Genomic DNA, 17,597 nt, shown 5'->3' with positions numbered 1-17,597 from the left:
CCTCCTGGCGGACATACAGCGACCGTGACCATTGACCACGCGGCCATCGAAGCCCGCCGTGCCGAGATCAGGCGCCGTCACGTGTTAGCGCGCCGGCCGTCGAGCAGCGCCCGTGGCCTGCACCATGTCGCCCTGCTCTCGTCGGACGTGGAGCGGACCGTCCAGTTCTACCAGGATCTGCTGGAGTTCCCGCTCACCGAGATCATCGAGAACCGCGACTACAAGGGCTCCAGCCACTTCTTCTTCGACATCGGCAACGGCAACCTGCTCGCCTTCTTCGACTTCCCCGGCCTCGACCTCGGTCCTTACCAGGAGGTGCTGGGAGGGCTGCACCACATCGCGATCTCCGTGGACCCGGCCACGTGGGAGCGCCTGCGCGGGAAACTGGAGATGGCCGGCGTGCCGCACCAGATCGAGAGCGGCGCCTCCATTTACTTCAAGGACCCCGACGGCGCGCGGCTGGAGCTGCTCGCCGACCATCTCGGTGAGATGTACGGCGCGCGGGTGCTGTGACCCCGCACGTGTCTGTCACCCACACCCTCGGCACCCGCTCAGATGCGCATCCGCCTGACCGCCCGCTTGGAGCGCCAGCCGTCCGACTGAGGGTCTGCTCGGGGCGCCGACCATCTGCCTTGCGTCTGGTCGGACGCTGTTCATCCGGCTGAGCTCATCCGGATGAGCGGCGGCTCTGGAGGGTCAGCCGTCCGGCTGAGCGGCTGCTCGGGGTGCGGTCGGGCGGCTAACGCCGCGAGGGCCGGCGCGTGCGCGGCTTGCCCGCCCGGGGCGCCTGCCTGATGCCGGCGTGCCGCTCCGCGCGCTCCGCCTTCTCCTTCTTGACGGCGTCACGTAACGCCGACAGCAGCCGGCGGCGTCTGGCCCTGTTGGCCTTCGTCGTGGGTGTCTTCGGGGGTGAAGACTTGTGGGTCTTTGGCATGGGGGTGTCCTACCCACCCCCTGGGCGCTTCCATACTTGATGGCATGCGGCTTACGGAATTCTGGCGGCGTATGAACGCACACTTCGGCGAGGCGTACGCCGAGTCGTGGGCCCGCGACTACGTGATCGCCCCGTTGGGTGGGCGCACCGTGATGCAGGCCCTGGCCGACGGCGAGAGCGCCAAGACGGTCTGGCGGGCGGTGTGCCAGGTCGAGGACGTCTCGTCCAAGCTGCGCTGACGCCGCTCACTCCTGGCCCTGGGGGGAGGCGTCCAGGGTCTGCCGGAGCGCGTCCGCCGTACGGCCGAGGTCGTCCGCGCCGCCCTGACCTCTCGGCGACCACAGGAACACCCAGCCGCCCGACGACGGGGTGGCGAAGACGAGCGTCTGGCGGCCCGTACGCGGATGCCACGCCCACAGCACCGGCTCGTCGCCGCCGACCATGCGGCTCACCAGTCCGTGGTCCGGCAGCAGCTCCGCGAGAGCCTGCAGATGGGCGCGTCGTTCACCGGTGTAGCCGCTCGCCACGTCACCGCCTCCAACCGTCGCCCCCTCCAGTGAGTCTCCCCAGCTCACCGCGCATGACAACACGCCGTCGCGAACGGTCGTGAACATCATCAGGGGCCCGCTCCCGCCGTGCTCCGGGTAACCTTCCGGCTCCCGTGTGTTCCTGCTGTGATCGAACAGCCGTTCGGCTACCATGGAGAACGCCGGGCCACGTCTTCCCCGGCAGTCGCAGAAAATGTCGGTGGCAGGCCGTAGCTTTCACTCGACTGATCGGACCACGACCCTCCAGGGGGAGTTCCCATGGCAATCAACGACCGCGAGAAGGCCCTCGAGACCGCACTCGCTCAGATCGAGCGGCAGTTCGGCAAGGGCTCTGTGATGCGCCTGGGCGACGACGCCCGAGCTCCCATCGAGGTGATCCCCACCGGGTCGATCTCCCTCGACGTGGCGCTCGGCATCGGCGGCCTCCCGCGCGGCCGCATCGTCGAGATCTACGGTCCGGAGTCGTCCGGCAAGACCACGATCGCCCTGCACGCGGTCGCCAACGCCCAGCGGGCCGGGGGCATCGCGGCGTTCATCGACGCCGAGCACGCCCTCGACCCCGAATACGCCAAGAAGCTGGGAGTCGACACCGACGCCCTGCTGGTCTCCCAGCCCGACACCGGTGAGCAGGCGCTGGAGATCGCCGACATGCTGATCCGGTCCGGTGCCGTCGACATCATCGTCATCGACTCGGTGGCCGCCCTGGTGCCCAAGGCCGAGATCGAGGGCGAGATGGGCGACAGCCACGTCGGCCTTCAGGCCCGCCTCATGTCGCAGGCCCTGCGCAAGGTCGCCGGCGCGCTCAACAGCACCGGCACCACCGCCATCTTCATCAACCAGCTGCGCGAGAAGATCGGCGTCATGTTCGGCAGCCCCGAGACCACGACCGGTGGCAAGGCGCTCAAGTTCTACGCCTCGGTGCGCATGGACATCCGCCGCATCGAGACGCTCAAGGACGGCACGGAGGCGGTCGGCAACCGCACCCGGGTCAAGGTCGTCAAGAACAAGATGGCCCCGCCCTTCCGGGTCGCCGACTTCGACATCCTCTACGGGGTGGGCATCTCCCGCGAGGGCGGCCTGATCGACATGGGCGTGGAGCACGGCTTCGTGCGCAAGTCGGGAGCCTGGTACACCTACGAGGGCGACCAGCTCGGCCAGGGCAAGGAGAACGCCCGCAACTTCCTGCGTAACCACCCCGACATGGCCAACGAGATCGAGAAGAAGATCAAGGACAAGCTGGGCGTGGGCCCGCGCCTCGATGCCCCGGCCGAGCCCGTCGCCGCTCCGGCTCCGGCGCCTGCCACCTCGGGCCGCGGCTCGAAGTCCACTCCGAAGCCGGGTGACGTCTGATCGTCGCCCATGAGTGACACGCCTTGGCCACAGGCGCCCCGGCCGCGGGGCGCCTGGCCCGACCACCCCTGCACCACTGGGGCCTGACCCGTGACTGACTCACCGACCCCTCCTCGTTCCCGTTCCGGTTCCCGGGCCAGTTCCGGTTCCAGTTCCCGTGACCTGGCCCGCTCCGCCGCGGACGGCTGGCCCTCCGTGGAGGAGTGGCGCGCCCAACGCCTCGCCCAACGCGCCTCGGACTCCTCCCACGACCCCGGCGAGGAGCAGCCCGAGCCCTCCACCGACACCACCTCCGGCCCGGTGGACCCGGAGAACGCCGCCTACGCCCCCGGCGACCAGCACACTCCCCGCCAGAAAACCCCCGCAGCCAGCGCCAAAGCCACCAAGCCCCGCCGCCGCACCAAGCGACGCCCCCGCGAGGACGAAGACCGCACCTCCACCCCCCACACCGACGACCCCACACCGACGACCCCGGCCGAGGGCTGGTCGTCCGCCACCCCCATTGAGGGATGGTCGCCCTCCGCCCCTGCCGAAGGTCGGTCGCCCGCTACCCCGACCGAGACCTGGTCGCCCTCTGCCCTCGCCGAGGACCGGTCACCAGCCACCCCAACCGGGGCTTGGTCGTCCGCCTCCCCCACTGAGGGCCGGTCACCCGCTACTCCGACCGAGACCTGGTCGCCCGCCACTCCCACCGAGGGCCGGTCACCCGCTACCTCCACCGGGGCCTGGTCACCGTCGGTCCCCGCTGGGGCCTGGTCATCAACCCTCGCGGACGAGCCACACTCGTCCGCCTCCTTCAGGGACCGTGCGGCGGCCGCCGCCACGTCCTTCTTCGGCGACGCTTCAAGCCACAATCCCGGCGAAGCCTCAAGCACCCACCCCTTCTTCGCCAACACACCAGCAGCACCTTCCACCGGCTCTTCCGACGGAGAGCCTGTGCTACCTGGGGGTTCTCCTGTCGATGCCGTAGCGCCCGCCGCGGACTCTTTGGAGGGAGATGCCGCCTCGGGCGGTGGCGATTCTGCTGGGCTTGCGTCTGGGGCCAGTCCCGTCGTCATGCCCATGGCCTCCGCCGGCCTGCGCGAGATTTCGCAGGAGGACTCGTCAGCCGACACGTCTGCTGGTGAGCCTCGCGAGATACCGTCCAGCCGTTCCCCTGCGGGGCCGCTGGGCATGCCGCTGAGTGGTCCTCGCGACGCGACGACAGACAGCCCGGGACCCTTCGTTCTGGAGGGCTCTCGATCGGCTGATGAGGCGCAGGAGCTTGAGGGCCGTTCCCGCACGTACGAGGCCGCTGACGTCCTCGACGTGCCGATCGGCAGCTCTTCGGATACGCCTTCAGATGGCTCTTCGGGCCTCCCCATAGGTGATCCTTCCGCAGCGGGCGGTTTTCCAGGCGAGACCGTACGCGGAGGCACTCCTCCGGCAAGGGGAAGCGCCGCCGACCCCTTCGAGGTACACGCCACAGCGGATTCCGCCGAAGAGGATGCACAGCCGGATCCCCTCGAAGGGGGCGTAGCAGCGCATCCCGCTGAGGGCAGCACCATGCCGGATCTAACCCAGGAACATGGGACGGCGTATCCCTCCGAGAGCAGCACCATGCCGGATCTAACCCAGGAACATGGGACGGCGTATCCCTCCGTGCGGGAGATCGCGGTGGATCCCCCGCACGAGGACCTGACAGCGAATGCCGCCGAAGGGAACCAGGCGGCGGACCTCGCTGAAGAGGATGCCGTGGATGATCCCGCCGAGAACGCCACTACTCGGCGCTCCGCAGAGGAAACCGTCGTAGCGGGGTCCCCCGAGGAGGACGCCGATACCGAGGAGGACGGCACCGAGGGTGGCGTCACCACTCCGGGCGTCACCGCCGAGAGTGTGACGGGGGGCGGTGGCGCTGCGCATGGTGGCGCCACGATAGGTGGCGCTGAAGAGAGTGGTGCCACGGAGGGCGGTGCTGCGGGTGTTGTCGCGGAGTCTCTTGAAGGGGCTTCGGGGGATCGGGGCGGTGAAAGGCACACTGCTGACGGTTCCAGTGCCCTGGACTGGGGTGGGAGTCTGCTGGGTGGTGGGGCTGAGGATGGGCAGCGAGGCAGCGCGAGGAAAGGGCGGCGGGGTGGGCGTCGTGCCGGTAGTAAGGGGCGGCGGAGTTCCGGGCGTTCGTGGCTGCCGGATGGGCCCGATGAGGAGAGCCAGGCCGCGTCGGCACCGCCGGCGGATCCGGAGTCGGTGGCTCGGGCCATCGTGCTTCGGCTCCTGACGATGGCGCCCAAGACGCGGGCTCAGCTCGCCGAGGCGCTTCGGAAGCGGGATGTGCCGGAGGAGGCGGCCGACGCGGTTCTCGATCGGTTCTCGGAGTTGGGGCTGATCAACGATGAGGCGTTCGCCGAGGCGTGGGTCGATTCCCGCCATCACGGGCGTGGGCTGGCCAAGCGTGCGCTGGCGGCCGAGTTGCGTCATCGGGGCGTGGACAACGACACGGTCAAGGAGGCTGTGGAGCGCCTGGATTCCGATCAGGAGGCGGAGACGGCTCGGCGGCTGGTGGATCGCAAGCTGGCGTCCACCCGCTCTCTCGATCCGCAGACCCGTACCCGCCGTCTGGCCGGCATGCTCGCCCGCAAGGGGTACTCCTCGGGGCTGGCGTACCGGGTGATTCGGGAGGCGCTGGATGAGGAGGGCATCGATGTGGAGGGCGATGGCTTTCCGTAGGGACGTGGCCGGCCGCCCGTCTGCCCCGTCTCCGGACGGGATCGGGGCGGCGAGGGGGGATTGCGGCATCGATGGATGATCTTGGGCTTGATGGGGAGTCACGGGCCCGTAAGACACGCTTGACGACTCGTTTGCTTGCTCGTGACCAGTTCGACGCATAACCTCGACGGCAGTGAGGAGTTACTCCGCGCAGTGCGGATTGCCATACCGGTGAGCGACGGACGAACGAGCGTGGTTGATGAAGGCGGGCGAGGTGTCGGCTGTGCGGGTCGACGCCCGGTCAGTCTTGGCTTGATATCGATCCCGGCACCGTACGGGCTTCGCGTGGCGTGCTTGTGACCCCTCCCATGGTCTGGGTCCGCGTTATGGGGTGTTGACGACGCGAGGAGGGCGGGGCGCACATGGGGCCGCTGGTCGTGGTGCTGATGGTGGCGGTGCTCGTGCTCGCGTTCGGGATGATCGTCGCGCTGCTCGTCGTCATACGCCGCACGTCCGGCACCGCACCCAAAGGGGTGGCGCGGCCGAGTCCCGAGCAGGTGCAGGTCGTGCACGAGGAGCTCGAACAGGCGCGTGAGGAGGCTCGGGAGATCCGCCAGAAGGCGGAGGTCGACGCCGAGGAGATGCTGCGCAGGTCCGAGGCGGCCGCCGAGAGCGCCGCGCGGATGCGGCAGGAGGTCGAGGCGGAGAGCCGCGTGCTCAAGACCGAGCTCAAGGAGCTGCGCGCCGACCTTGAACGCCGCGAGGCCCGCCTGGCCGAGCGCGAGCAGCGGCTGGACGAGGAGGCCCGCCGGCAGTCCGAGCGTGACAGGAAGCTGGCGGAGACGGAGATCGAGCTGGCCGGCCGGCGCGAGGAACTGCTGCAGGTGGAGGACGAGCGGCGGCTCATCCTGGAGCGGGTGACCGGGCTGACGGCCGAGCAGGCCAAGGCCGAGCTGGTCAAGGAGATCGAGAACCAGGCCAAGCGCGAGGCGGCGCTCATCGTACGGGAGATCGAGAGCCAGGCCCGCAAGGAGGGCGAGAAGCGCGCCACCAAGATCGTGACGCTGGCCGTGCAGCGGGTGGCGGCCGAGCAGACGGCCGAGTCGGTGGTCAGCGTGCTGCACCTGCCGGGCGACGAGATGAAGGGGCGCATCATCGGGCGCGAAGGGCGCAACATCCGCGCCTTCGAGTCCACGACCGGCGTCAACCTCATCATCGACGACACGCCCGAAGCGGTGCTGCTGTCCTGCTTCGACCCGGTACGCCGGGAGACCGCGCGGCTCACCCTGGAGAAACTCGTCCTCGACGGGCGCATCCACCCGCAGCGCATCGAGGAGGCGCACGAGCGCAGCCGGCAGGAGGTCCAGGACCTCTGCGCGCGGGCCGGGGAGGACGCCCTCGTCGAGCTGGGCATCACGGACATGCACCCCGAGCTGACGCTCCTGCTGGGCCAGCTCCGCTACCGCACCTCCTACGGCCAGAACGTGCTGAAGCACCTCATCGAGTCCGCGCACATCGCCGGCATCATGGCCGCCGAGCTGAAGCTGGACCAGCGGCTGGTCAAGCGGTGCGCCCTGCTGCACGACATCGGCAAGGCCCTCACGCACGAGGTCGAGGGCAGCCACGCGCTCATCGGCGCCGAGATCGCCCGCCGCTACGGCGAGGAGGAGGACGTGGTGCACGCCATCGAGGCGCACCACAACGAGGTCGAGGTGAAGACCGTCGAAGCGGTTCTCACGCAGGCGGCCGACGCCATCAGCGGCAGCCGGCCGGGCGCGCGGCGGGAGTCGCTGGAGGCGTACGTGAAGCGGCTGGAGCGGCTGGAGGAGATCGCGCAGTCGTACGAGGGCGTGGAGAAGGTGTTCGCCATGCAGGCCGGGCGGGAGATCCGGGTCATGGTGAAGCCGGACGCCATCGACGACATCCAGGCCCAGGTGATCGCGCGGGACGTGGCCAAGCAGGTCGAGGAGGAGCTGACCTATCCCGGGCAGATCAGGATCACGGTGGTGCGGGAGTCGCGGGCGACCGAGTTCGCCCGCTGAGCCGAGCGGAGCCGCCCCGGGGCCCGCGCCTTACGAGAAGATCTGCTGGTAGAAGGCGAGTTCGGCGGCCAGGGCGGCGGTGCGGGTCTCGGTGCGGCGGAAGCCGTGTGACTCGCTCTCGAAAGCCAGATAGGTGCAGGCCACCCCGCGCTCCGACAGCGCGTCGGCGAAGGCCGCCGACTGCTCGGGCGGCACCACGGGATCGTCCAGGCCCTGCAGGAGCAGCATGGGGCAGGAGACGCCGCCGGCCAGGGCGAGCGGTTCGCGCTGGGCGTAGACCGCCGGGTCGGGGCGGCCGACGAGCCATTCCACGTACCGGGATTCGAAGTCGTGGGTGTGGGCGACGAGCGGGCCGAGGGCGCTGACGCCGTAGTAGGACACCCCGCCGGCGAAGACGTCCGAGCGGCAGCAGGCGGCCATCACGGTCCAGCCGCCCGCGCTGCCGCCGCGTACCGCGATCCTGGCCGGGTCGGCGAGCCCCTCGGCGGCCAGCCATTTCGCGGCGGCGACGACGTCGGCCACGTCCACCAGGCCCCACTGGCCGCGCAGGCGCTCGCGGTAGGCCCGGCCGTAGCCGGTCGAGCCGCCGTAGTTGACGTCGAGCACGCCGATGCCGCGCGTGGTGAAGAACGCCTTCTCCAGGTCGAACGCGCTGCCCGCGTGGGAGGTCGGGCCGCCGTGCACGAAGATCACGTATGGGGGAAGGCCCTCGGCGGCGGGCTCGTACGGCGGATAGAGGTAGGCGTGCACCTCCTCGCCCCCCGGCACCAGGACCGCGCGGGGGACGGGCAGGAGCGCGGGATCGGGCAGCCGTTCGGCGGCGTCCGGCCGCAGCGGCGTCGCGGCGCCCGAGGCGAGGTCGACGGTCGCGACGGAGCGGGGGATCGTGGCGGCGTAGCCGACGCCCGTGACGGATGTGCCGTCGGTGGTCAGCGCGGCGGTCCAGCCGCTGAAGGGGGTCTCCAGGTCGGTGAGGGTGCCCGACTCCGGGTCGAGCACGCCGAGCCGCAGGTCACCGCGCCCGTGCAGGACCGCGAGCCGGCCGTCTTCGAGCACCGCGTACGGCAGGCCGCCGAGCTGCCACGGCGCCGCCGCGAACTCCTCCTCGGCGGGGCAGAGGGCACGGACGTCCTCGCCGCGCAGGTCGGTCTCGTACAGGTTCCACCAGCCGGAGGCGTCGGAGACGAGGTAGAGGTGGGCGTCGTCGCGCCAGGAGGGGGCCAGCACCGACTCGGCGGGGCCGCCCTTCACCGGCCATGACTCGCCGGTCTCCAGGCTGGTGACGCGGACCTCGGTGGCGTTCCAGGGCATGTGGGGGTGGTTCCAGCAGACATAGGCGAGATGTCGCCCGTCGGGGGACAGGGTGGGGGAGGCGTAGAAGTCGTGCCCGGTGACCCGTACGCGGGGCTCGGCGTCGCCGTCGAGGGGGACGGTCACAATGGCCCGGCTGACCGTGCCGTCGTCGTTGTGCCGTTCGCGTACGCACCAGACCTGCCCGTCGCGAACCAGCAGGTCGGCGTAGCGGGCGCCGTCCTGGGTGAGGGGCTGCGGTTTGCCGTCGGCGCCGAGCAGGTAGAGCCGCTGGTCCTCCAGGTTGGCGAAGACGACCTCGTTCGCGGGGGTCACGGCGTAGGGGTGGCCGCCGTACTCGTGGACCCTGGTGCGGGCGTTCCACGGGGGCGCGAGCAGGTCGTGGCAGGTGCCGTCGGGGGTGCGGCAGATGATCGTGGTGCGTCCGCCCTCGTCGGGGCGGTCCTCCGTCCACCACACCCGGCCGTCCCTGGCGGTGGGCCAGGCGGGGCGCGTGCCCGAAGCCGCCACGTCTCGCGTCGATATGGGGGAGGGCCAGAAAGGCATACCCGCATCCTGCCGGAAGATCACCGGCGGTGCCGCCAGGTCCCCCTAGATCACCGGCACTTCCGACCCCCGTCTGAGCTGCGCTCATGTTCCGCCAAGGGCTGCGGCTTCCCGCAGGAGACGGCGGAGGACCCAGAGTGAGAAGGCGAGACCCCGAGAGGGGCAGGGAGGGTCAGGGGCAGGGTTCTGGGCGGGGGAGGGCGGAGGGGAGGGGGAGGCCGGTGTCGCCGAACCACTTGTGCAGCAGCCGGGTGGCCGTCCCGTCGTGCCACATCGCGGCGACCGCCGCGTTCACCGCCTCGCAGGTCGCCGTGTCCCCCTTCTTGATCCCGACGCCCCACCGCTCCTCGCCGATGGGATCGCCGAGCAGCCGGAACCGCCCGGGGGCGGCCGCCGCGTAGCCGGCCAGCACCAGGTTCTCGGTGCTCACCGCGTCGAGCTGCCCGGCGTCGAGCTTGCGTACGCAGTCGGAGTAGTTCTCGGCGGACACCAGGCGCGCCGGCAGGCCCAGTTTGCCGTCCGGCGGCGGGTCGACGATCCGCCGGTACGAGTTCGACCCCTTGGCCAGGCAGAGCCGCGTGCCGCGCAGGTCCTGGACGGTACGGATCGAGGTGTCCGTGGCGCGGACCATCGTGTCCTGGGGCACCAAGACGTACGGCCCGCCGAACGTCACCTTGGGCCTGCGCGCCTCGGTGATCGCGTAGGTGGCGAAGACCAGGTCCACGGCGCCGTTCTGGAGCATGGCCTCGCGGCTGGACGAGGGCGTCTCCCGCCAGGTGATCCGCACGTCCTCGCCGGGGGCGAGCGCCTGGACGACGTACTTGGCGACGTCGACGTCGAAGCCCTGCGGCTCGCCGGTGCCGGGCTTCAGGCCCAGCCCCGGCTGGTCCCACTTGGTGCCGACGGTGACCCGTCCGCTGCCCCTGACCTTTTCCACGACGGTGGCGTACGAGCCGCCGGAGCCGCAGGAGACGAGACACACGGCCAGGCAGAGGGGCGTCCCCGCGACCCGCATCCCACCACCGACCTCTCCCTGCGTCCAGGAGAAGTGTGCGTGCCGAAGATCGCGGGAGGGCCGCCACGCGAGCGGCCCTCACCGAGCCGTGACCCCTTCTTGGGGCTTTCCCTGCCAGGGGATCAGGTCCTCAGAGCGTGGCGGTGGCCCCTGCGCCGGCCCCTCCGGCGCCGACGGCCGGGGGAGCCGCGACCGGGCCCGCCGCGGACGTACGGCTGCGCCGGCTGCGCCGTTCCAGCCAGTGCGCGAGGGCGCCGAGTGCCAGGTTGATCAGCACGTAGATCAGCGCCAGCACGATCGCGCTCGGGATGAGGTTGCCGTAGTTGACCGCGAACTGCTTGAGCCCGGCGTTCAGCAGGTCCTCGTAGGCGATGATCCAGCCGAGCGCGGTGTCCTTGAGCAGCACGACCATCTGGCTGACGATCGCCGGCATCATGGCCGTCGTCGCCTGCGGCACCAGCACCAGCCGCATGACCTGCGACTTGCGCAGCCCGATGGCGTACGCGGCCTCGGACTGCCCCTTCGGCACGGCGAGGATGCCGGCCCGGACGATCTCCGCCAGCACCGACCCGTTGTACAGCGTCAGGCCGATGACCACGGCCCAGAACGCCGGCACGCTCATCGTGTAGCCGCTCAGCGTCGCCGGGCCGGCCTGCACGAAGAAGATGAGGATGAGCAGCGGGATGGCGCGGAAGAACTCCACGACGCCGCCGCACACCGTACGGATCACCTTGTGGTCGGAGAGCCGGCCGAGGCCGAACAGCACGCCGAAGATCACCGCGAGCACCGCCGCGACCACCGCCGCCTGCAACGTGCCGACCAGGCCGGGCAGGATGAACCCGGTCCAGGTGTCACCGCGCAGGAACGGCTCCCACTTGGCCGCGTCGAGCTGGCCCTTCTCGCCCAGCGTGGAGATGACCAGGTAGGCGATGAACAGCAGCACGGCGGCCGACAGCAGCGTGAGCGCGTTGTTGCGCAGCCGGGCACGCGGCCCGGGGGCGTCGAACAGGACGTTCGTGCTCATCGCGCCACCGCCATGCGCTTGGCCAGCCAGCCGAACAGGAAGCCGGTGGGAAGGGTCAGGACCATGTAACCGAAGGCGAAGCCCAGGAAGATGGGGATGGTGCCGCCGTAGTCGTCGAACATCTGCTTCATCTGCGCCGCGGCGTCGAGGTAGCTCGCCACGATGACGATCGTGGTGTTCTTGGCGAGCGCGATCAGGATGCTTCCGAGCGGCGAGATGACCGAACGGAACGCCTGGGGCAGCACCACGAGCCGCAGCGTCTGCGTGAACGTCAGGCCGATCGCGCGGGCCGCTTCCGCCTGCCCCATGGACACGGTGTTGATGCCCGAGCGCAGCGCCTCGCAGACGAACGTCGCGGTGTAGGCGGACAGACCGGCCACCGCCCACCAGAAGTAGTTGGTGGTGGGGTCGCCGGAGAAGGTGAGCTGCATCGTGTCGCTCAGCCCGAGCGCGCACAGGATCAGCACGAGGGTGAGCGGGGTGTTGCGCACCACGTTGACGTACGCCGCGCCGGCCCAGCGCAGGACGGGCGTCGGCGCGACCCGCATGGCCACCAGGACCGTGCCGAGAATGAGCGCGATGACGGCGCTGGTGAGGGTGAGCCTGATGGTCGCCCAGAACCCGAGGAGGATCTTGTCGAGCTCCTGGACGAGCGGCGAGAAATCAAAAAGGGCGGAGGTGTCCATGACTTTCCTCGTCAGGGGAGCTCACCGGCGGGCACTCAGACGCGCCCGCCGGTGAGTGACCGGGTCTTGGACGGGGATCAGGCGCAGCCCTCGGCGGGGGGCGCCGCGGTCTCCATCTTCAGTCCGGTGCCGTCGAAGTGCTTCGCCAGGAGCTTGGCGGCCGTGCCGTCGGACCACATCTCACCGATGATCTTGTTGATCTCGTTGCAGGTCTCGAGGTCGCCCTTCTTCAGGCCGACGCCGTACTTCTCGTCCGTGAACGGGGCGCCCGCGACCTTCACGCTGGAGCCTTCGCGCTTGGCGAAGCCGGCGAGGATCGTGTCGTCGGTCGTCACCACGTCGACGGCGCTGCTCTTGAGCTTGGCGATGCACTCGTCGTAACCGCCCGCGGGGACGAGGGTGGCCTCGACCTTGAGGTTCTGCTTGTTGGTGCCCTCGGTGATGTTCTTCCACGAGTTGGAGCCGCTGACCTGGCAGACCTTCTTGCCCTTCAGCGTCTCCAGGCTGGTGATCGAGGAGTCGTCGGCCCGGATCAGGGAGTCCTGGTGCGCCAGGTAGTAGGGCCCGGAGAAGGTCACCTGGGGCTTGCGGGCCTCGGTGATCGAGTAGGTCGCGATCACCATGTCGACCTGGCCCTGCTTCAGGAAGCTCTCACGGTTGGCCGAGCGGGCCTCCTTGAACTCGATCCCGCTCTCAGGAACGCCGAGCTTGCCGGCGATGTACTTGGCCACATCGACGTCGAAGCCCTCGACCGTGCCGTCAGGCTTCTTCAGCCCGAGCCCGGGCTGGTCGTACTTCACGCCGATGACGAGCTTCTTCTCGTCCTTGGCCTTCTGCAACACGGTGGTGGCCTCGCCGCCGCCGCAGGCGGTGAGACCGGCGATCATGGCGCCGGCCGCGGCCAGGGCAACACCCACCCGTCGGAACTGCATGTCCTACCTCGGCTCTCTCAATGCGTCAGAATCTTGGAAAGGAAATCCTTGGCCCGGTCGGTCTGGGGCGAGCCGAAGAAGGCGTCGGGGGTGTTCTCCTCGACGATCTGGCCGTCGGCCATGAACACCACCCGGTTCGCCGCCCGGCGGGCGAAGCCCATCTCGTGGGTGACCACCATCATGGTCATCCCATCGCGGGCCAGGCTCACCATGACATCCAGGACTTCCTGCACCATCTCGGGGTCCAGCGCGGACGTCGGCTCGTCGAAGAGGATCATCTTCGGCTCCATGGCGAGCGCCCGCGCGATCGCCACCCGCTGCTGCTGGCCGCCGGAGAGCTGCGCGGGGTACTTCTGCGCCTGCGCGGCGATGCCGACCCGCTCCAGCAGCTCCATGGCCCGCCGCTCGGCGGCCTCGCGGCTCTGGCCGCGCACCTTGATCGGGCCGAGCGTGACGTTCTCCAGGATCGTCTTGTGCGCGAACAGGTTGAAGGACTGAAAGACCATGCCGACTTCCGAACGCAGCCTGGCCAGCCCCTTGCCCTCCTCGGGAAGAGGCTGACCGTCGAAGACGATGCGGCCTCCGTCGATCGTCTCCAGCCGGTTGACGGTCCGGCAGAGGGTCGACTTCCCGCCCCCCGAGGGGCCGATGACGACCAGGACCTCGCCCCGGAAGACGGTCAAGTTGATGTCCTTCAGGACGTGCAGCGCCCCGAAGTGCTTGTTGACGTTCTCCAACCGTACGAGTGGAGCGCCGTCACCGTTGTCCGTCATGGGTAGAACCGTACGGGCCTCCAGGACGCTGGTCACTAACCGAGCGGTACCGATCCGATCACATCCGGCCGTCAAGCTGGCCTTTTAGATCGGTACGGACCGTCGGGAGCCGGACAACGACTACCCTGGAATGTGCCATGACTGTGACCCAGGAGGGCGCCCGCACGTACGAAGTGCGCACATACGGGTGCCAGATGAACGTCCACGACTCCGAGCGGCTTTCCGGCCTGCTGGAGGAGGCCGGCTACGTGCCCGCGTCCGGCGGCGAGACCGCCGACGTGGTCGTGTTCAACACGTGCGCCGTGCGGGAGAACGCCGACAACCGCCTCTACGGCAACCTCGGCCACCTCCGCCCCGCCAAGGTACGCAACCCGCGCATGCAGATCGCGGTGGGCGGCTGCCTGGCGCAGAAGGACCAGGGCGAGATCGTCCGCAAGGCGCCCTGGGTGGACGTGGTGTTCGGCACCCACAACATCGGCTCGCTGCCGGTGCTGCTGGAGCGGGCCCGCGTCGAGGGCGAGGCGCAGGTCGAGCTGAAGGAGTCGCTGGAGACCTTCCCCTCCACGCTGCCCACCAGGCGCGAGTCCGCCTACGCCGCCTGGGTCGCGATCTCGGTCGGCTGCAACAACACCTGCACGTTCTGCATCGTGCCGTCGCTGCGCGGCAAGGAGAAGGACCGCCGGCCGGGCGACATCCTGGCCGAGGTGCGCACGCTGGTCGAGCAGGGCGTCCTCGAGGTCACGCTGCTGGGCCAGAACGTCAACACCTACGGCGTCGAGTTCGGCGACCGGCTCGCCTTCGGCAAGCTGCTGCGCGCCTGCGGCGACGTCGAGGGCCTGGAGCGGGTGCGCTTCACCTCGCCGCACCCGGCCGCGTTCACCGACGACGTGATCGCCGCCATGGCCGAGACGCCCAACGTCATGCACCAGCTCCACATGCCGCTCCAGTCGGGCTCCGACCGGGTGCTGAAGGCCATGCGCCGCTCCTACCGCGCCGAGCGCTACCTCGGCATCATCGAGCGGGTGCGCGCCGCCATGCCCGACGCGGCGATCTCCACCGACATCATCGTGGGCTTCCCCGGCGAGACCGAGGAGGACTTCCAGGGCACGCTCGACGTGGTGCGGCAGAGCCGCTTCGCCAACGCCTTCACCTTCCAGTACTCCATCCGCCCCGGCACCCCGGCGGCCACCATGCCCGACCAGGTGCCGAAGGAGGTCGTCCAGGAGCGCTACGAGCGGCTGGTCGCGCTGCAGGAGGAGATCTCCTGGGAGGAGAACAAGAAGCAGGTCGGCCGCACCCTCGACGTGCTGGTCGCCGAGGGCGAGGGCCGCAAGGACGACGCCACGCGCCGCCTGTCCGGCCGCGCCCCCGACAACCGCCTGGTCCACTTCGCCGCCGGCGACGAGACGCCGCGGCCGGGCGACCTGGTGACGGTCGAGGTGACGTACGCGGCGCCGCATCACCTGGTGGCCGACGGCCCGGTGCGCGCGCTGCGCCGCACCCGCGCCGGCGACGCCTGGGAGGCCCGGCAGGGCGGATCGGGGGCCACTCCCGGCGTGATGCTCGGCATGCCGACCATCGGCCGCCCGGCTCCCGCTCCCGCCCCGGCGGCGAGCGGCTGCTCCCTCACCTGACCGCTCTGACCGGCGCGTTCGCTAACGGAGCCGAGCTTTCCCCTTACTGAAAACGATCTTTACTGTCAGTCCGGCCTATGTGATGATCGCTGGGTTTTGCCCGCGATTTTCGAAAGGGCCGGAGTGACTACACGACGATTACTCCCGGGGGAGGACCCCCGGACGCGGCGGCGCATCGCTCTCGTCAGCGCGCTGGCGCTGCCGCTTTCGCTCATGGCCGCCACCGCGGCCGCACAATCGATCTTCACCCCCATGTCCTCGGCGGCGAGCACGACGTCGCAGGCGGACACGACGGGGCTCGTGGCCGCGTACGGAATGAACGAGGGGACGGGCACGACGGTGTCCGACTCCTCGGGCCTGGGCAACACAGGCGAGGCGGAGAGCACGACCTGGGCCGGCGGCAAGTACGGCCAGGCGCTGTCCTTCAACGGCACCTTCAGCTGGGTCGCCGTCCCGCACGCCGCCTCGCTGCGCCTGACGACCGGCATGACGCTGTCGGCCTGGGTCAGGCCGTCCACCGTGGCCGCCTGGCGGAGCGTGGCCGCCAAGGAACTGGGCGGCGAGGGGCTGTCCTACGGCCTGTACGCCTCCACCGACGGGTCGGTCCCGACCGGCTGGGCGCAGACCTCCGCCGACAGCTGGACCACCGCCGACGGCACGTCTCCGCTGGCGGTGAACACCTGGAGCCATCTCGCGGTCACCTACGACAACGCCGCGCTGCGGCTGTTCGTCAACGGCCGGCAGGTCACCCAGACCCCGCTGAGCGGCACCATCGCCGACGACGGCGGCGCCCTGCGGATCGGCGGGAACAACGTCTGGGGCGAGTTCTTCAAGGGCCTGATCGACGAGGTGCGGATCTACAACCGCGCGCAGAGCGCGAGCGAGATCCAGAGCGACATGGCCACGCCGATCACGGCGGCCCCGACCCCCACCCCGACGCAGACTCCGACCCCCACCCCGACCGATACACCGACTCCGACAGTGACACCGACGGACACCCCGACCCCGACGGTGACACCGACGGACACCCCAACCCCCACGCCGTCGGACACGCCGACCCCGACGGTGACACCGTCGGACACGCCGACCCCGACCGTCAGCCCCACGTCGACCCCCACCCCGACGCCGGACGGCCTCGTGGCGGCCTACGGGATGAACGAGGGCTCCGGCACCACCGTCAACGACTCCTCCGGCCACGGCAACACCGGCGCGGCCGCGGACACCACCTGGGCGACCGGCCGGCACGGCGGGGCCCTGTCCTTCAACGGCTCCTACAGCTGGGTCACCGTCCCGAACTCCACGTCCCTGACCATGAGCTCGGGCGTGACGGTCTCGGCATGGGTCCGGCCCACAACCTCGGGCGGCTCCTGGCGCACGGTGCTGCTGAAGGAGCACGAGTTCGGCGGCTCCTACGGCCTGTACGCCTCCACCACCACCGGCCCCTCGGGCTGGGTCATGACCGAGGCGGGCGAGGGTGGCGCCGTCAGGACCACCACACTGCCACTGAACCAGTGGAGCCACCTGGCCTCGACCTATGACGGCCAGGTCAACCGCCTGTACGTGAACGGCGTCCAGGTGGCCCAGTCCGCCCTCGGCGGTCACATCATCGACGACGGCGGCGACGTGCGCATCGGCGGCAACAACCTCTGGGGCGAGTACTTCAAGGGCCTCATCGACGAGGTCCGCGTCTACAACCGTCCCCAGACCGCGGCCGAGATCCAGTCCGACATGAACACCGCGATCGGCGCCCCGGCGCGGACCGCGGCGGCGGCGCGGGGGATGAGCGCGCCCGCCACCGACAAGAGCGTCGGCAAGCTGACCGCGACCGGCGTCCCGCACGTGACCACCTGGCTCGCGCCTGGCCGTTCCGGCGAGGCGACGGTCGAGGTGCAGCTCGCCCGGGCGCCCATGGCCGGCGAGCAGGGCGGCAAGGCCAGAACCGAGCGGGCGATCTGGTCCGGCCGGGCCACGGCCGCCGCGGGCGACTCCCTCGTGACCGTGCGGATTCCGAAGAGCCGGCTGCGGGCCGGACAGGAGCTCAGGTGGCGCTTCCGTGTCACCGGCACGGGCGGCGCTGACGCCTGGAGCGACTGGCGCGCGGTGACCGTCAGGTGATC

General features: G+C 70.2%; 15 protein-coding genes. 7 read left to right on the top strand and 8 right to left on the bottom strand.

Annotation, left to right across the window (positions count from 1 at the left end):
- Nucleotides 1–24: 24 nt before the first annotated feature.
- Entirely contained in the window at nucleotides 25–513 is a 489-nt protein-coding gene (locus ACBR40_RS32175) for a VOC family protein (protein ID WP_344204977.1), read from the top strand.
- Nucleotides 514–739: 226 nt separating this feature from the next.
- Here the strand turns inward: ACBR40_RS32175 and ACBR40_RS32170 are convergent, their stop codons facing one another.
- On the bottom strand, nucleotides 740–934 hold the full coding sequence (locus ACBR40_RS32170; protein ID WP_329583084.1) for a hypothetical protein: 195 nt from the start codon (nucleotides 932–934) through the stop codon (nucleotides 740–742).
- 44 nt (nucleotides 935–978) lie between these two features.
- On the opposite strand from ACBR40_RS32170, the gene ACBR40_RS32165 reads away from it, so the two are divergent.
- A complete protein-coding gene (locus ACBR40_RS32165) occupies nucleotides 979–1,173 on the top strand; it encodes a DUF3046 domain-containing protein (RefSeq protein WP_026214037.1) in 195 nt (64 codons plus the stop codon).
- A 6-nt stretch (nucleotides 1,174–1,179) separates the two neighbouring features.
- On the opposite strand, the gene ACBR40_RS32160 is transcribed toward ACBR40_RS32165, so the two are convergent.
- Complete coding sequence (locus ACBR40_RS32160; protein WP_371251173.1) at nucleotides 1,180–1,461, bottom strand: hypothetical protein; 282 nt, start codon at nucleotides 1,459–1,461, stop codon at nucleotides 1,180–1,182.
- Nucleotides 1,462–1,740: 279 nt separating this feature from the next.
- On the opposite strand from ACBR40_RS32160, the gene recA reads away from it, so the two are divergent.
- From recA to rny, 3 genes are all read left to right on the top strand, one after another.
- Nucleotides 1,741–2,832: a recombinase RecA gene (gene recA, locus ACBR40_RS32155; RefSeq protein ID WP_344204974.1), complete on the top strand. Its 1,092-nt coding sequence runs from the start codon at nucleotides 1,741–1,743 to the stop codon at nucleotides 2,830–2,832.
- A 2,226-nt stretch (nucleotides 2,833–5,058) separates the two neighbouring features.
- On the top strand, nucleotides 5,059–5,538 hold the full coding sequence (gene recX / locus ACBR40_RS32150) for a recombination regulator RecX (protein ID WP_371251172.1): 480 nt from the start codon (nucleotides 5,059–5,061) through the stop codon (nucleotides 5,536–5,538).
- Between the two features lie 401 nt (nucleotides 5,539–5,939).
- Nucleotides 5,940–7,559 carry a ribonuclease Y gene (gene rny / locus ACBR40_RS32145; RefSeq protein ID WP_344204972.1) on the top strand — a complete coding sequence of 540 codons (1,620 nt, stop codon included), beginning with the start codon at nucleotides 5,940–5,942 and terminating at the stop codon, nucleotides 7,557–7,559.
- 30 nt (nucleotides 7,560–7,589) lie between these two features.
- Here the strand turns inward: rny and ACBR40_RS32140 are convergent, their stop codons facing one another.
- From ACBR40_RS32140 to ACBR40_RS32115, 6 genes are all read right to left on the bottom strand, one after another.
- Nucleotides 7,590–9,380 carry a prolyl oligopeptidase family serine peptidase gene (locus ACBR40_RS32140; protein ID WP_371251171.1) on the bottom strand — a complete coding sequence of 597 codons (1,791 nt, stop codon included), beginning with the start codon at nucleotides 9,378–9,380 and terminating at the stop codon, nucleotides 7,590–7,592.
- 208 nt (nucleotides 9,381–9,588) lie between these two features.
- Complete coding sequence (locus tag ACBR40_RS32135) at nucleotides 9,589–10,431, bottom strand: glutamate ABC transporter substrate-binding protein (RefSeq protein WP_371251170.1); 843 nt, start codon at nucleotides 10,429–10,431, stop codon at nucleotides 9,589–9,591.
- A gap of 130 nt (nucleotides 10,432–10,561) precedes the next feature.
- Entirely contained in the window at nucleotides 10,562–11,455 is an 894-nt protein-coding gene (locus ACBR40_RS32130) for an amino acid ABC transporter permease (RefSeq protein ID WP_344204967.1), read from the bottom strand.
- Nucleotides 11,452–12,141, bottom strand: coding sequence for an amino acid ABC transporter permease (locus ACBR40_RS32125; protein WP_344204966.1), 690 nt, complete (start codon nucleotides 12,139–12,141; stop codon nucleotides 11,452–11,454). The genes ACBR40_RS32130 and ACBR40_RS32125 overlap by 4 nt, the downstream gene beginning before the upstream one ends.
- 77 nt (nucleotides 12,142–12,218) lie before the next feature.
- Nucleotides 12,219–13,073: a glutamate ABC transporter substrate-binding protein gene (locus ACBR40_RS32120; protein WP_344204965.1), complete on the bottom strand. Its 855-nt coding sequence runs from the start codon at nucleotides 13,071–13,073 to the stop codon at nucleotides 12,219–12,221.
- A 17-nt stretch (nucleotides 13,074–13,090) separates the two neighbouring features.
- Nucleotides 13,091–13,846 carry an amino acid ABC transporter ATP-binding protein gene (locus tag ACBR40_RS32115; protein ID WP_344204963.1) on the bottom strand — a complete coding sequence of 252 codons (756 nt, stop codon included), beginning with the start codon at nucleotides 13,844–13,846 and terminating at the stop codon, nucleotides 13,091–13,093.
- Nucleotides 13,847–13,983: 137 nt separating this feature from the next.
- Here ACBR40_RS32115 and miaB point away from each other — a divergent pair, with 137 nt between their 5' ends.
- Complete coding sequence (gene miaB, locus ACBR40_RS32110) at nucleotides 13,984–15,480, top strand: tRNA (N6-isopentenyl adenosine(37)-C2)-methylthiotransferase MiaB (protein ID WP_371251169.1); 1,497 nt, start codon at nucleotides 13,984–13,986, stop codon at nucleotides 15,478–15,480.
- A gap of 123 nt (nucleotides 15,481–15,603) precedes the next feature.
- Nucleotides 15,604–17,595 carry a LamG domain-containing protein gene (locus ACBR40_RS32105; protein ID WP_371251168.1) on the top strand — a complete coding sequence of 664 codons (1,992 nt, stop codon included), beginning with the start codon at nucleotides 15,604–15,606 and terminating at the stop codon, nucleotides 17,593–17,595.
- Nucleotides 17,596–17,597 lie beyond the last annotated feature (2 nt).

The organism is Nonomuraea sp. AD125B (assembly GCF_041402765.1).
GTDB classification, from domain to species: domain Bacteria; phylum Actinomycetota; class Actinomycetes; order Streptosporangiales; family Streptosporangiaceae; genus Nonomuraea; species Nonomuraea bangladeshensis.
This window is presented reverse-complemented; position numbering and strand designations above follow the sequence as displayed.